Origin of the sequence: Amycolatopsis thermalba (assembly GCF_023376025.1) — a bacterium.
GTDB lineage: Bacteria > Actinomycetota > Actinomycetes > Mycobacteriales > Pseudonocardiaceae > Amycolatopsis_E > Amycolatopsis_E thermalba.
The window spans coordinates 796,124-808,930 of the sequence record NZ_CP091196.1 but is presented as its reverse complement, the minus strand read 5'-3'; the positions used below and the strand labels follow the sequence as shown (position 1 = coordinate 808,930).

At 71.6% G+C, this 12,807-nt stretch carries 14 protein-coding genes; 6 read left to right on the top strand and 8 right to left on the bottom strand.

Annotated elements, in window-relative coordinates; genetic code table 11:
• The first annotated feature begins 10 nt into the window (after positions 1-10).
• Complete coding sequence (locus L1857_RS04020; protein WP_249464473.1) at positions 11-1,798, top strand: thiamine pyrophosphate-requiring protein; 1,788 nt, start codon at positions 11-13, stop codon at positions 1,796-1,798.
• Here L1857_RS04020 and L1857_RS04015 read toward each other — a convergent pair.
• The 5 genes from L1857_RS04015 to nicT are packed head-to-tail and all read right to left on the bottom strand — an operon-like array spanning position 1,795 to position 7,499.
• Entirely contained in the window at positions 1,795-2,937 is a 1,143-nt protein-coding gene (locus L1857_RS04015; protein WP_116113679.1) for a CaiB/BaiF CoA transferase family protein, read from the bottom strand. The genes L1857_RS04020 and L1857_RS04015 overlap by 4 nt on opposite strands.
• 15 nt (positions 2,938-2,952) lie before the next feature.
• Positions 2,953-3,975: a flavin-containing monooxygenase gene (locus L1857_RS04010; RefSeq protein WP_116113682.1), complete on the bottom strand. Its 1,023-nt coding sequence runs from the start codon at positions 3,973-3,975 to the stop codon at positions 2,953-2,955.
• A gap of 57 nt (positions 3,976-4,032) precedes the next feature.
• A complete protein-coding gene (locus L1857_RS04005; protein WP_249464470.1) occupies positions 4,033-6,228 on the bottom strand; it encodes a heavy metal translocating P-type ATPase in 2,196 nt (731 codons plus the stop codon).
• Between the two features lie 4 nt (positions 6,229-6,232).
• Complete coding sequence (locus L1857_RS04000; RefSeq protein WP_094003625.1) at positions 6,233-6,442, bottom strand: heavy-metal-associated domain-containing protein; 210 nt, start codon at positions 6,440-6,442, stop codon at positions 6,233-6,235.
• A complete protein-coding gene (gene nicT / locus L1857_RS03995) occupies positions 6,435-7,499 on the bottom strand; it encodes a Nickel transporter NicT (protein ID WP_094003624.1) in 1,065 nt (354 codons plus the stop codon). Before nicT ends, L1857_RS04000 begins: the two co-directional genes overlap by 8 nt.
• Before the next feature lie 153 nt (positions 7,500-7,652).
• On the opposite strand from nicT, the gene L1857_RS03990 reads away from it, so the two are divergent.
• Positions 7,653-7,934 carry a metal-sensitive transcriptional regulator gene (locus L1857_RS03990; RefSeq protein ID WP_017986268.1) on the top strand — a complete coding sequence of 94 codons (282 nt, stop codon included), beginning with the start codon at positions 7,653-7,655 and terminating at the stop codon, positions 7,932-7,934.
• Between the two features lie 248 nt (positions 7,935-8,182).
• On the opposite strand, the gene L1857_RS03985 is transcribed toward L1857_RS03990, so the two are convergent.
• Positions 8,183-8,722 carry a TetR/AcrR family transcriptional regulator gene (locus tag L1857_RS03985; RefSeq protein WP_240323379.1) on the bottom strand — a complete coding sequence of 180 codons (540 nt, stop codon included), beginning with the start codon at positions 8,720-8,722 and terminating at the stop codon, positions 8,183-8,185.
• A gap of 84 nt (positions 8,723-8,806) precedes the next feature.
• Between L1857_RS03985 and L1857_RS03980 the strand changes: the two genes are divergently transcribed.
• Both L1857_RS03980 and L1857_RS03975 read left to right on the top strand, forming a co-directional pair.
• Positions 8,807-9,973, top strand: a complete 1,167-nt coding sequence (locus tag L1857_RS03980; protein ID WP_116113688.1) for an MFS transporter — start codon at positions 8,807-8,809, stop codon at positions 9,971-9,973.
• A 22-nt stretch (positions 9,974-9,995) separates the two neighbouring features.
• Positions 9,996-10,607: a D-sedoheptulose-7-phosphate isomerase gene (locus L1857_RS03975; protein ID WP_116113690.1), complete on the top strand. Its 612-nt coding sequence runs from the start codon at positions 9,996-9,998 to the stop codon at positions 10,605-10,607.
• 96 nt (positions 10,608-10,703) lie between these two features.
• On the opposite strand, the gene L1857_RS03970 is transcribed toward L1857_RS03975, so the two are convergent.
• Positions 10,704-10,925 carry a DUF2188 domain-containing protein gene (locus tag L1857_RS03970; protein WP_116114619.1) on the bottom strand — a complete coding sequence of 74 codons (222 nt, stop codon included), beginning with the start codon at positions 10,923-10,925 and terminating at the stop codon, positions 10,704-10,706.
• A gap of 119 nt (positions 10,926-11,044) precedes the next feature.
• Here L1857_RS03970 and L1857_RS03965 point away from each other — a divergent pair, with 119 nt between their 5' ends.
• Together L1857_RS03965 and L1857_RS03960 are read left to right on the top strand one after the other, a co-directional pair.
• Positions 11,045-11,419 carry a helix-turn-helix domain-containing protein gene (locus L1857_RS03965; RefSeq protein WP_094003620.1) on the top strand — a complete coding sequence of 125 codons (375 nt, stop codon included), beginning with the start codon at positions 11,045-11,047 and terminating at the stop codon, positions 11,417-11,419.
• Positions 11,416-12,006, top strand: coding sequence for an ImmA/IrrE family metallo-endopeptidase (locus tag L1857_RS03960; RefSeq protein ID WP_094003619.1), 591 nt, complete (start codon positions 11,416-11,418; stop codon positions 12,004-12,006). Before L1857_RS03965 ends, L1857_RS03960 begins: the two co-directional genes overlap by 4 nt.
• Positions 12,007-12,160: 154 nt before the next feature.
• On the opposite strand, the gene L1857_RS03955 is transcribed toward L1857_RS03960, so the two are convergent.
• Positions 12,161-12,661 carry a hypothetical protein gene (locus L1857_RS03955; protein ID WP_116114621.1) on the bottom strand — a complete coding sequence of 167 codons (501 nt, stop codon included), beginning with the start codon at positions 12,659-12,661 and terminating at the stop codon, positions 12,161-12,163.
• Positions 12,662-12,807 lie beyond the last annotated feature (146 nt).

Sequence of the window (12,807 nt, the reverse complement as noted above, 5' to 3'; positions counted from 1 at the left end):
GGAGTTTTCCATGTCGGAGACGGTCGGCGACTACCTGCTGCAGCGCCTGCGGGAGTGGGACGTCGAGCAGGTGTTCGCCTACCCGGGCGACGGGATCAACGGCATCGTCGCCGCGTTCGGCAAGGCGGACAACAAGCCGCGCTTCGTCCAGGCCCGTCACGAGGAGATGGCCGCGTTCGAGGCGGTGGGGTACGCCAAGTTCAGCGGGCACGTCGGGGTCTGCATGGCGACCTCGGGGCCGGGAGCCATCCACCTCCTCAACGGGCTGTACGACGCCAAGCTCGACCACGTCCCGGTGGTGGCGATCGTCGGCCAGACCGCGCGCAGCGCGATGGGCGGGTCCTACCAGCAGGAGGTGGACCTGCAGCCGCTGTTCAAGGACGTGGCCAGTGAGTACCTGGTCGAGGTCAACGTGGCCGAGCAGCTGCCCAACGCGCTCGACCGGGCCATCCGCACCGCGCTGGCCAAGCGCGCGCCGACGGCCGTGATCATCCCGAACGACCTGCAGGAAGAGCCCTATTCGGCGCCGAAGCACGCGTTCAAGCACGTGCCGTCCAGCCCGCCCGGCTTCCCGCACCCGGTGGTCATCCCGCCGGAGGACGAGCTGGCGCGTGCCGCGGACGTCCTCAACGCGGGCGAGAAGGTCGCGATCCTGATCGGGCAGGGCGCGCGCAACGCTGCGGCCGAGGTCCGCGAGATCGCCGAGCTGACCGGCGCCGGGGTCGCGAAGGCGTTGCTGGGCAAGGACGTCCTGCCCGACGACCTGCCGTACGTGACCGGCTCGATCGGGCTGCTGGGCACGCGGCCGAGCTACGAGATGATGCGGGACTGCGACACGCTCCTGATCGTCGGCTCGAACTTCCCGTACAGCCAGTTCCTGCCCGAGTTCGGCAAGGCGCGCGCGATCCAGATCGACATCGACGGCAGCATGATCGGCATGCGGTACCCGACCGAGGTGAACCTGGTCGGCGAGGCGAAGGGCACGCTGCGCGCGCTGCTGCCGATGGTGCGACGCAAGGAAGAGCGCGCCTGGCGGGAGAAGATCGAGCAGAACGTCACGTCCTGGTGGGAGACGGTCGAGCAGCAGGCGATGGTCGACGCGGACCCGGTCAACCCGATGCGGGTGGTGCACGAGCTGTCGCAGCGGATCCCGGAGGACGCGATCGTCACCGCGGACTCGGGTTCGTCGACCAACTGGTACGCGCGGAACCTGCGCATGCGCGGGCGGATGCGCGGCACGCTGTCCGGCACCCTCGCCACGATGGGGCCAGGCGTGCCGTACGCGATCGGCGCGAAGTTCGCCTGCCCGGACCGGCCGGTGATCGCGCTCGAGGGCGACGGCGCGATGCAGATGAACGGCATGGCCGAGCTGCTCACCATCCAGCGCTACCAGCACCTGTGGTCGGACCCGCGGCTGGTGGTGTGCGTGTTCCACAACAACGACCTGAACCAGGTCACGTGGGAGCTGCGGGCGATGGGCGGCGCGCCGAAGTTCGAGGAGTCGCAGTCGCTGCCGGAGTTCTCCTACGCCGAGTTCGCCCGCTCGCTGGGCTTCGAGGCGGTCGCGGTGGACTCGCCGGACCAGCTGGGCGCGGCGTGGGACCGGGTGCTGTCCGCGGACCGCCCGGCGCTGCTCGACGTGCGCTGCGACCCGGAGGTGCCGCCGATCCCGCCGCACGCGACGTTCGAGCAGATCAAGTCCACGACCGAGGCGATGCTCAAGGGCGACCGCGACGCGTGGCACGTCCTGGTGCAGGGCCTGAAGACCAAGGCGCAGGAGCTGCTGCCGAACCGCTAGTCGCCGTCCTTCAGCCAGGTGCGGATCTCGTCGCTGTGTTCGCCGAGCTTCGGTGGCGGCTGGCGGTAGGCGGGCGGCGTCTTCGTCAGCCCGATCGGGTTGCGCACCACGTCCAGCCCGCCCAGCGGGACGCGCGGCGCGAGCCCGAGCCGGTCGGCGAGCTGGAACGCCTCGGCGAGGTCGTTGACCGGGCCGCACGGTACGCCCAGGGGCGTGAGCAGCTCGAACCACTCGTCCGCGGGCCGGGTGCGCAGCCGGGCGCCGAGGAGTTCGGCCAGCTCGGCGACGTGCGCGACCCGCTGGGCGTTGGTGGTGAACCGCTCGTCGGTCGCCAGCTCCGGCACGCCCAGCGCCTCGGTGAGCGCCGTGAACTGCCGGTCGTTGCCGACCGCGATGACGATCGGCCGGTCGGCGGCCTGGAACACCTCGTACGGCGCGACGGACGGGTGCCGGTTGCCGAGGATGCCCGGCACGACGTCGGCCATCACGTGGTTCGCGCTCTGGTTGACCATGCTGGACAGCAGCGCGCCGAGCAGGTTGACCTCGATCAGCTGCCCCTCGCCGGTCGCGTCGCGGTGGCGCAGCGCGGACAGGATGCCGACAGCCGCGTGCAGGCCGGTCAGGACGTCGACCAGCGCGACGCCGACCTTCGTCGGCTCGCCCGGCGCGGGCCCGGTGACGCTCATCAGCCCACCGACGGCCTGCAGCAGCAGGTCGTAGCCGGGCAGGGCCGCGCCGGCGCCGCTGCCGAACCCGGAGATCGAGCAGTAGACCAGGCCCGGGTTGCCCGGGGCGAGGTCGTCGTAGCCCAGGCCGTAGCGGGCCATCGTGCCCGGGCGGAAGTTCTCGACCACCACGTCGGCGCGGTTCGCCAGCGCCTTCGCGGCGGCCAGGTCGTCGGGATCGGCGAGGTCGAGGGTGATCGAGCGCTTGTTGCGGTTGACCGACCGGAAGTACACGGCCTCCCCGCCGGCGTGCGGCGGGCCCCAGGCGCGGGTGTCGTCCCCGGCGCCGGGCCGCTCGACCTTGATCACCTCGGCTCCGAGGTCGGCGAGCAGCATGGTCGCGTACGGCGCGGCGAGCACGCGGCTGAAATCAGCGATGACGACGCCCGACAGCGCCCCGGTTCGATCGGTCACACCGTCCCTTCTACCTCATCGGCGGAGGCGGCGGACCACGTAGCGCGCGTCACGGCCGACGCCGCGCAGGCTGGCGGACACCAGCGTGCTCTGCCACTCCAGCCCGACGTACCCGAGGCCGGGCACGGACGTGGACACGCCGCGCCGGTGCTCCGGCAGGCCGCGTTCGTCCAGTGCGCCGAGACCGGCGAGGTAGGGCATGTCCGGCCGGTACCCGGTGGCGAGCAGGAGCGTGTCGACGGGTTCGCGGCGGCCGTCCGGCCAGACGACGTGGTTGCCGTCGAGGCGGGTGAACATCGGACGGCGGTCCGGGCGGCCGGCGCGGATCAGCCGGCGGTAGCGACCGGTGTCGATCACCGGAACGGTCGGCGGCTCACCCTTGATCCGGCGCGGCAGCACGGCCACACCGGTGACGGTGAACCAGAACTGCAGGTCCTTGCCCAGCGGCCGCTGCGGCGCGTACCGGATGGGCTTGCGCGTCGCGAGCGTCACCGACGAGACCCCGGCCAGCTCGGCGGCGATCTGCACCCCGGAGTTGCCCGCGCCGACCACGACGATCCGCTGCCCGGCGAACGCGCTCGGCTCCCGGTAGTCCGCCGCGTGGATCACCTTGCCCGCGAAGGAATCCAGCCCGGGCAACGCGGGCGTGTACGGCTTGCCGAACCACCCGCTGGCCGCGATGACGATCGGCACCTCGAACTCCTCCCCCGCGCGCACGACGAAACTCCCGTTGCGCCGCACGGATTCCACCCGGTGCCCGGTCCGGATGTCCACGTCCAGCCCGGCGGCGTAGTCGCGCAGGTAGGCGACCACCTCGTCGCGCACCGGGTAGTGCCGGGGGTCGCCGGGAAAGCGTTTGCCAGGCAGGGAACTGTAGCCGGCGGGCGAGAACAACGTGAGGCTGTCGTAGTAGCGGGGCCAGGATCCGACTGGCTCCGCCTGCGCCTCCAGCACCACCGGCTTCAGCCCGGCCTCCCGCAGCGCGTACGCCGCGGCGAGCCCGGACTGGCCGCCTCCGATCACGATCGCGTCCGGCATTCACGCCTCCCCCAGGTCGGTCACCACCCTAGTCGGCCCGGGCGACGTTGTGTTCCGCTACGAGAAGGCGCGCAGCCGCAGCGAGTTGGTCACCACGAACACCGAGCTCAGCGCCATCGCCGCACCGGCGATCATCGGGTTGAGCAGGCCGAGCGCGGCCAGCGGGAGGGCCGCCACGTTGTAGGCGAAGGCCCAGAACAGGTTGCCCTTGATGGTGCCGAGCGTGCGGCGCGCCAGCCGGATCGCGTCGGCCGCGGCCCGCAGGTCGCCGCGCACCAGCGTCAGGTCGCTCGCCTCGATCGCGACGTCGGTGCCGGTGCCCATCGCCAGTCCCAGGTCGGCCTGCGCGAGCGCGGCCGCGTCGTTGACGCCGTCGCCGACCATCGCGACCCGGTTTCCCTTGTCCTGCAGGCGTTTCACGGCGTCGACCTTGTCGGCGGGCAGCACCTCGGCGATCACCTCGGTGATGCCGACCTCGCGGGCCACCGCCTTCGCGACCGTCTCGTTGTCGCCGGTCAGCAGCACCGGCCGCAGCCCGAGCGCCGCGAGCCGGCGGACCGCCTCGGCGGAGGTGGGCTTGACCGTGTCGGCCACCATCAGGACCGCGCGCACCTGGCCGTCCCAGCCGACCGCGACGACCGTGCGGCCCAGCTCCTCCGCCTCGGTCTTGGCCCGCGCGAGCGCCTCCGGGAGGCGCAGGCCCCACTCGGCGAGCAGCGCGGCGCGCCCCGCCACGACCGTGCGGCCCTCGACCACGCCCTGCACGCCCAGGCCCTCGACGTTGCGGAACTCCGACACGGGCGCGTGCTCGTCCACGGCGGCGGCGATGGTCTTGGCGATCGGGTGCTCGGAGGCGTGCTCCAGCGACCCGGCCAGCCGCAACACCTCGTCGCGGTCCGCGCCGTCGGCGAGCCGGACGTCGACCAGCGACATGCGGCCGGTGGTGACCGTGCCGGTCTTGTCCAGCACGACGGTGTCGATCCGGCGGGTGGATTCCAGCGCCTCCGGGCCCTTGATGAGGATCCCGAGCTGCGCGCCCCGGCCGGTGCCGACGAGCAACGCGGTCGGCGTGGCGAGCCCCAGCGCGCACGGGCAGGCGATGATCAGCACCGCGACCGCCGCGGTGAAGGCCGAGGTGGTGGATTCGCCGAGGGCGAGCCAGGTGATCAGCGTGCCCAGCGCGAGCACCAGCACGATGGGCACGAACACCCCGGACACCCGGTCGGCCAGGCGCTGGACCTGCGCCTTCCCGGTCTGCGCCGCCTCCACGAGCTTCGCCATCTGCGCGAGCTGGGTGTCCGACCCGACGCGGGTGGCACGCACGACGAGACGCCCGCCCGCGTTGACGGTGGCGCCGACGACCGCGTCGCCCCGCCCGACCTCGACCGGCACGGACTCGCCGGTCAGCATGCTCACGTCCACCGCCGACGAGCCGTCCTCGACCTCGCCGTCGGTCGCGATCTTCTCGCCCGGCCGCACCACGAACCGGTCCCCCACCGCCAGCTGCGACGCCGGGATCCGGACCTCGGCGCCGTCCCGCAGCACGGCGACGTCCTTGGCCCCCAGCTCCAGCAGCGCACGCAGGGCGGCGCCGGCCCGGCGTTTGGCGCGCGCCTCGAAGTAGCGCCCGGCCAGGATGAACGTGGTCACCGCCGTGGCGACCTCGAGGTAGATGCGGCTTTCGCTGCCGCGCTCGATGGTCAGCTCGAACGGGTGCCGCAGCCCGATCTCCCCGGCCTCGGTGAACACCAGCGCGTACACCGACCACAGGTAGGCCGCGAGGGTGCCGACGGAGATGAGGGTGTCCATCGTCGCGGCGCGGTGCTTGAGGTTCGTCCACGCCGCCACGTGGAACGGCAGGCCGGCGCCGAACACGACCGGTGTCGCCAGCGCCAGGGAGATCCACTGCCAGTAGTCGACCTGCCAGGCCGGGACCATCGCCAGGACGACCACCGGCAGCGACAGGACCGCCGCCGCGAGCACCCGGTCCCGCAGGCCGGTGACGTGGTCGTCGCCCTCCTCGCCGGCCCGCGGCAGCGTGGCCGAGTACCCGGCGGCGACGACCGTGTCGACGAGCTGCTGCGGCTCGACGCCGGCCGGGAAGCTGACCGTGGCCTTTTCGGTGGCGTAGTTGACCGTGGCGGTGACCCCGTCGAGCTTGTTCAGCTTGCGCTCGATGCGGTTCGCGCACGCGGCGCAGGTCATGCCGCCGATGGCCAGTTCGACCTCGGTGCGCTCGGGGGCGGCGGTCATCGGGTCACCGGGAGGCGAGCTCGTACCCGGCCTCGTCGATGGCGGCGCGGATCGCGTCGTCGCTCAGCTCCGCGGCGCTCACCACGGTGACCGCGCCGGTCGGCAGATCGACCTTGACGTCGGAGACGCCCTCGATCTTGGTGACCTCCTCGGTGACGGAGGCGACGCAGTGCTGGCAGGTCATCCCGGTGACGGTGTAGACGGTCTCAGTCATGCCCGGAACTATACCCCCTACCCGTACCTGGGGTCGCCCAGCGTTCCTCGATGCGGCCGAAGCGCCACACCACCCAGGCGATTACCCAGGTCAGGACGAACAAACCCACGATCACGAACCCGGCGTGGTCGAGGTTCATCCCGGCGATCCAGGCCAGCAGGCCGCTCGTGATCCCGGCCTGGTCGACGAGCACGGAGATCAGCTCGATCACGCCGATGACCAGGGCGACCACGACAGACAGGGCGGTCACGGTGATGTTGTAGAAGATCTTGCGCACCGGGCGCGCGAAGGCCCAGCCGTAGGCGTAGTTCATGAAGAAGCCGTCGGCGGCGTCGAAGAGGGTCATGCCGGCCGCGAACAGGACCGGCAGCACGAGGATGGCGTACCAGGGCAGCGCGAACGCGGCGGCGCCACCGGCCAGGACCAGCAGGCCGACCTCGGTCGCGGTGTCGAAGCCGAGGCCGAACAGTACCCCTACCGGGTAGATGTGCCACGGCTTGCGCACGGCGGCGGTGGCCTTGCCGAGGATGCGGTTGAGCAGGCCGCGGCTGGCGAGCCTGGCCTCGAGTTCGGCCTCGTCGAACCGGCCGCGGCGCATGTCGCGGGCGACCTTGACGATGCCGATCAGGACGACCAGGTTGATCACGCCGAGCAGGCACAGGAAGGCGCCGGACACGGACAGGCCGATCACCCCGGTGACGTCGTGCAGGGTGGAAGAGTCGTTCTCGACCTCGCCGGCCAGCGCGCGCACGCCGAGTGACAACAGCAGGCACAGCCCGAACACGATCGTGGAATGCCCGAGGGAGAACCAGAAACCGACCGTGAGCGGACGCTGCCCGTCGGCGATGAGCTTGCGGGTGGTGTTGTCGATCGCCGCGATGTGGTCGGCGTCGAACGCGTGCCGCATGCCGAGGGTGAACGCCGTGACCCCGAGGCCGACGCCGAAGACGCCGGATGCGCCGATCGCGAAGTGCTGCGGCACGACGAGCAGGAGCAGGACCCCCCAGCCGGCGACGTTGAGCGCGAGGATGAAGCCGGCCATCCCCGCCACCGACATCCGTTCCCGCCTGCCGAGCGGGGTCCGATCACCCACGGATAACCTCCATCACCTGTTCAGGTAATCAGATGAGCAGACGGCTCCGTTCGACGCAAGGGCGCGCATACGGGGAGCGGGTATGATGGCGGGAGTTTTCCTACAGCGGAGGCGGACATGGCGAGCTACAGCGGCGACAAGGACGCCTACCTCAAGCGACTGCGCCGGATCGAGGGCCAGATCCGCGGCCTGCAGCGCATGGTCGAAGAGGACAAGTACTGCATCGACATCCTGACGCAGGTGTCGGCCGCGACGAAGGCGCTGCAGTCGTTCTCGCTCGAGCTGCTGGACGAGCACCTGTCGAGCTGCGTGGTCGACGCGGCGCGCGCCGGAGGCCGCGAGGCGGAGGTGAAGGTCCGCGAGGCCAGCGACGCCATCGCACGCCTCGTGAAGTCCTGACCCGCCCGACCGGCTCGGAGCCCGCCGGTGCTTCCGCGCCCCGACGCTCTTGCCGGCCGTTTCGCCAACCCCAGGAGCCAGCGCGCGGCCCAGTCGCGACCGCCCTCACCCGGCGAACCGGCGCGCCGCCCAGCGCCCTCCGCCGCCACACGCGGCCCCAGAGATTACCCCAGCAGCGCCGTCGCGACCGCCTTCACCCGCGAGCCGGCACCGCACAGCCTCCGACGCCGCCACCCGGCACCAGAAAATCACCCCAGCAGCGCCGTCGCGACCGCCTTCGCGCGGTGGGCCGGCTCCGCGCTGCGCTCGCGTAGCGCCGTCACCAGCGCCCCGTCGATCAGCAGCATCAGCTGCGCCGCGAGCGCCGCACTCGAGGCGTACCCGGCCTTCTCGAGCAGCCCCGCCAGGTAGTCCGTCACCGCGGCCTTGTGCGCCCGCGCCAGCCGGTACACCGCCGTGTCCGTGTCACCGAGCTCGGCCATCGCGTTGATGAACGCGCAGCCCCGGTAGTCCGCCCGCGCGAACCGCTCGGCGAGGAAGTCGAACACCGCCAGCGGGTGGTCGCCGCGCGCCGCGACCCCCTCCGCCAGCGCCTGCCGCCACTGCCGGTCGCGCTCGCTCAGGACCGTCTCGACCAGGTCGTCCTTGCTCGCGAAGTGCCGGTAGAACGACGCGCGCCCGACCCCGGACTCCTCCAGCAACCGCTCGACCCCCACCGCACGGATGCCCTCCGCGTAGAACAGGTCCTCCGCGGTCTCCACCAGACGCTCACGGGCACGGGTCGGCATACCCCCACGATATCCGAACTTGACGAGAAACGGAACCGATCAGTACCGTTCAAACGGAACCGATCAGTACCGTTTGGGGAGCCCATGGTCACCACCACCACCACCGAACGCCTGTCCCCCCGGATAGGCGTCCTGACTATCGCGACGTTCGCCGTCGGCACGGACGCCTTCGTCGTCAACGGCGTCCTGCCCGAACTCTCCCGCTCGCTGGACGTCAGCGTCGGCGAGGCCGGCCAGCTCGTGTCCGTCTTCGCGATCGCCTACGCCGTCCTGTCCCCGGTGCTCGCCGCCGCGACCGGGAACTGGCCGCGGCGCACCGTCCTGCTGGCCGCGCTCGGCGTCTTCGTAGTGGGCAACGCCATCACCGCGCTCGCCCCGGACTACGGCCTCGCGCTGGCCTCGCGCGTGATCGCCGCGGCCGGCGCCGCCGCCATCACCCCGACCGCCTCCACCGCCGCGGCTGCCCTGGCCTCACCCGAGCGGCGCGGCCGCGCGATGTCGCTGGTCACACTGGGACTGGTGTCGTCGACCGCGCTGGGCGTGCCGATCGGGACGCTGCTCGGTTCCGTCGCGAGCTGGCGCGAGACGATGTGGCTGGTCGCCGCGCTCGGCGTGGTAGCCGGGGCCGGCGTCGCGCTCTGGCTGCCGCCGGTGCCGAACCCGCCGGCCACCACCCTGCGGGCGCGCCTGGCCCCGCTGCGGGACCGGACCATCGCGCTGATCCTCACCGCGACCGTGGCCATGTTCATCGGGATCTACCTGGTCACGATCTACCTGAGCGTGATCGTCGAGCACGCGACCGCGGGCGACGGCGTCCGCCTCACCGTCCTCCTGTTCGCCGCCGGAGTCGCCGGCACGATCAGCAACGTCGTCACCGGCGGCTGGACCGACCGCTTCGGCCCGATGCGGGTCATCACCATCGCGATGGCCCTCGGCGCGCTCGACTTCGCGCTCATGCCGTGGACGACGGCCACGTTCGCGGGCGCGTTGATCGCCGTCATCGCCTACGGCCTGGCGTCGTGGTCGGTGATGGTGCCGCAACAGCACCAGCTGATCGCCGCCGCACCGGCGACGCCGTCCCTGGTCGTGTCGCTGAACGCGTCGGCGATCTACCTCGCGGTGTCCCTGGCCGGGGTGCTGGGCGCGGCCGCGCTCCAGCTGGTACCCGGCCCGTTCCTGCCGTGGCTCGCGGCCTTGTTCCTCCTCGTCGGCCTGGCCGCCGCGTGGGCGGCGGAGAAGTTTAAACGTTGAACGGCAGGCAAACCCCCTGCACATGAGCGCGACCACCACACTTCCGGACGTGGCGCGCGGACACCTGGACATCCTGGATGAGACGCTGAGCGCGCTCCGTCAGCAGACGGCGCGCCTCACGCGTTGGGGCCGCGTGCTCGCCGAGCGGTTGCGCGAGGGCAACCGCCTGCTCGCGGCGGGCAACGGCGGGTCCGCGGCGGAAGCGCGGCAACTGACCGCGGACCTGCTTGGCCGCTACCACGACGACCGCCCACCGTTCTCGGCGATCGCCCTGCACACCGACACCTCCAGCCTCACGGCGGTGGGTGACGAGTACGAGTACGACCACGCCGAGGTCTTCGCGCGGCAGGTGCGGGCGCACGCCCGCCCGCGCGACATCCTCGTACTGCTGTCGGCGAGCGGGCGCAGCCGCAACCTGGCGCGAGCGGCCGAAGAGGGCATCCGGGCGGGGGCGAACGTGTGGGCGCTGACCGGGCCGAGCCCGAACCCGCTGGCCAACGTCGTCGAGGACGCGCTGTGCCTGCCCGGCACCGCGGCCACCGTGCAGGAGGCCCACCTCGTGGCGGTCCACATCCTGTGCGCGGCAGTGGAACGCGCACTGTCCACAGAGGACGGCGGGCGAAGGGCCTCCTGAGCCCGGAGGACGAAGCGCCCCGAATTGTCAGACCCCACCCCTAAAGTCCACCCCATGCCCACCCACCCCAACCCCGGCGGAAGGCCGAGGGAGAAGTCAACCCGGAGCGGGAAGCGGATCGTTGCCGTAGAGCCGTCGGCTCTCGATCGACCCGTCCCGTCGCTGGATCCTGAGCACGCTCGGGCGATCGGCGCGCGCCAGCTTCGCGGCCGCGCGCACCGCCTCCCGCTTGCGCTCGTGGTGCGACAGCACGGCCGCGCCTCGCTTGACGTCCCAGCTGCCCAGCATGGGCGAGACCCAGTACACCGTCCGCGACATGATCCGTCTCCTTCCCCCGGTGTTGCAGAACAGCAACACTGTTCCTATAGTACACCACCGTTGCACCTCCGCAACGGTTCGGCAAAACTGCGGCGGGACGAGAGGCGGAGGTGTGCCACATGGGTGGACGGTTGGACACGGGGAGGCTCTATGCGGCGCTGGACGCGGAGCGCGAATCACGCGGCCTGTCCTGGCGGCAGCTCGCGGCCGAGGCCGGGGTGAGCGCGTCCCTGGTCAGCCGGATGGGCAACGGTCACCGGCCGGACCTGGACGGGTTCATCGCGCTCGTCCAGTGGCTGGGGATGCCCGCCGAGACGTTCATGGTGTGGCCGGAGGGCCGGCCCGACGGGCGCCGACGGCCCTCGCTCGAAGCGCGGCTCGCGCCGCTGCTCCGGGCCGAGGAAGAACTGAGCGAGGCCGACCAGCAGCACGTGCTGGACGTGGTCGGCCTGACGATGCGACACATCCGCGCCAAGAACAAGGAGCTGAAATGACCCTCCGCCGGGGTTTCAAGAAGGAGGCCAGGGAACTCGCGCTCGAGGTGCGGGCCGAGCTGGGCACCGAGGTCTTCGCGCCGCTGGACCCGTGGGCGCTCGCGGAGCTCTACGGCATCGAGGTGTTCGACCTCCGCAGCTCGTTCCTGCCGGAGGCGTCGGTGCGGTACCTGACAGAGGAGCGGCCGCACGTGTTCTCCGCGGCGCTGGTCCCGCTCGACCCCAGCGGCGCCGTGATCATCGAGAACCACGTGCATCCCCTGCGCCGCAGGCGATCGACGATGGCCCACGAGATGGCGCACGTGCTCCTGGAGCACCCGTTCGGCCCAACGCTGACCGACGAGAACGGCTGCCGCTCGGCGGTCGCCGGCATCGAGGAGGAAGCCACCGAACTCTCCGGCGAACTCCTCATCCCCACGGACGCCGCGCGGATAGCGGCGTTCAAGGGGTGGTCGGACCAGTCGGTGGCCAACCACTTCCGGGTCAGCGTCGCGATGGCCACGTGGCGCATGAACATGAGCGGAGCACGCCGGATCGCCGCGCGAACCCGCACCAAGGCCGAGACACGCTACGCCACACCCGCCTGAGCGGTTGTCCACAAAGCAATCCACAGGTGGGCAAACCTGTGGACAACTCAACCGTCCACTAGGGACACAACGGCAGCGGCTGGCGCGCCACACGGCAGAAATGTGTCAACCGTGGGAAAGAACTCGTGGACGCCGGTGCGCCGCCGGAGCTTCGTCAGGCGTCCTGGGCGGCTTCCTCGCCGAACAGCTCCGCCACCGCGCGTGCCCGGAGTCGTTCCAGGCGGGTGGCTTGGCTGCGGCCGTTCGCGATCAGCTCGTCGAGGCGATCGGCGTCCAGGCGCGAGTCCACGGCGGCGCGGGCACGCAGGGTGCGCCAGGCCGCGACCTTGCCCTCGACGCCGAGCCGGAGCCCTTCGAGTTCCACGACGCGGCTGAGCGGCGACCGGTTGAGCAGCCGGCCGTTGAACTTGAGCCTGCCCGCCTTCTCCAGGAGCCAGCCGGCCCAGTGTCCGGTGGGGCGGCTGGGTTCGCCGAGGGCGCGCATCATCTCGACGAGGGCGTCGCGGTCTTCGGCCATCTCCTCGGCGAGCCGGTCGAGCTTCCCGTTGCCCGCCCACTCGGCCTCCGCGCGCGCGAAGCGCCTGGCCAGCTCGACCCCGGCCGTCACCACGGCCACGTGGTCGTTGAGGTAAATACCCAGCAACGTACGACCCATACCGGCGAGTACCCCACGAACGGGTGCCTCAATCCAGGTCAACCCCCCGCCCCGGCGCGCTGCGGGCCTGCATCCCCAGAGAGCTGAACCACCACTTTCGGGCCGATGCCGAACCCCAGGCCCAGGCGGATCACCGATGCGGCCGG

What these genes read in the sequence shown, in the direction of transcription:
- L1857_RS04020 (WP_249464473.1), top strand. Translation starts at nt 11, where the DNA reads ATGTCGGAGACGGTCGGCGACTACCTGCTGCAGCGCCTGCGGGAGTGG.
- L1857_RS04010 (WP_116113682.1), bottom strand. Translation starts at nt 3,975, where the DNA reads ATGCCGGACGCGATCGTGATCGGAGGCGGCCAGTCCGGGCTCGCCGCG.
- L1857_RS04005 (WP_249464470.1), bottom strand. Translation starts at nt 6,228, where the DNA reads ATGACCGCCGCCCCCGAGCGCACCGAGGTCGAACTGGCCATCGGCGGC.
- L1857_RS04000 (WP_094003625.1), bottom strand. Translation starts at nt 6,442, where the DNA reads ATGACTGAGACCGTCTACACCGTCACCGGGATGACCTGCCAGCACTGC.
- nicT (WP_094003624.1), bottom strand. Translation starts at nt 7,499, where the DNA reads ATGTCGGTGGCGGGGATGGCCGGCTTCATCCTCGCGCTCAACGTCGCC.
- L1857_RS03990 (WP_017986268.1), top strand. Translation starts at nt 7,653, where the DNA reads ATGGCGAGCTACAGCGGCGACAAGGACGCCTACCTCAAGCGACTGCGC.
- L1857_RS03985 (WP_240323379.1), bottom strand. Translation starts at nt 8,722, where the DNA reads ATGCCGACCCGTGCCCGTGAGCGTCTGGTGGAGACCGCGGAGGACCTG.
- L1857_RS03980 (WP_116113688.1), top strand. Translation starts at nt 8,807, where the DNA reads ATGGTCACCACCACCACCACCGAACGCCTGTCCCCCCGGATAGGCGTC.
- L1857_RS03975 (WP_116113690.1), top strand. Translation starts at nt 9,996, where the DNA reads ATGAGCGCGACCACCACACTTCCGGACGTGGCGCGCGGACACCTGGAC.
- L1857_RS03970 (WP_116114619.1), bottom strand. Translation starts at nt 10,925, where the DNA reads ATGTCGCGGACGGTGTACTGGGTCTCGCCCATGCTGGGCAGCTGGGAC.
- L1857_RS03965 (WP_094003620.1), top strand. Translation starts at nt 11,045, where the DNA reads ATGGGTGGACGGTTGGACACGGGGAGGCTCTATGCGGCGCTGGACGCG.
- L1857_RS03960 (WP_094003619.1), top strand. Translation starts at nt 11,416, where the DNA reads ATGACCCTCCGCCGGGGTTTCAAGAAGGAGGCCAGGGAACTCGCGCTC.
- L1857_RS03955 (WP_116114621.1), bottom strand. Translation starts at nt 12,661, where the DNA reads ATGGGTCGTACGTTGCTGGGTATTTACCTCAACGACCACGTGGCCGTG.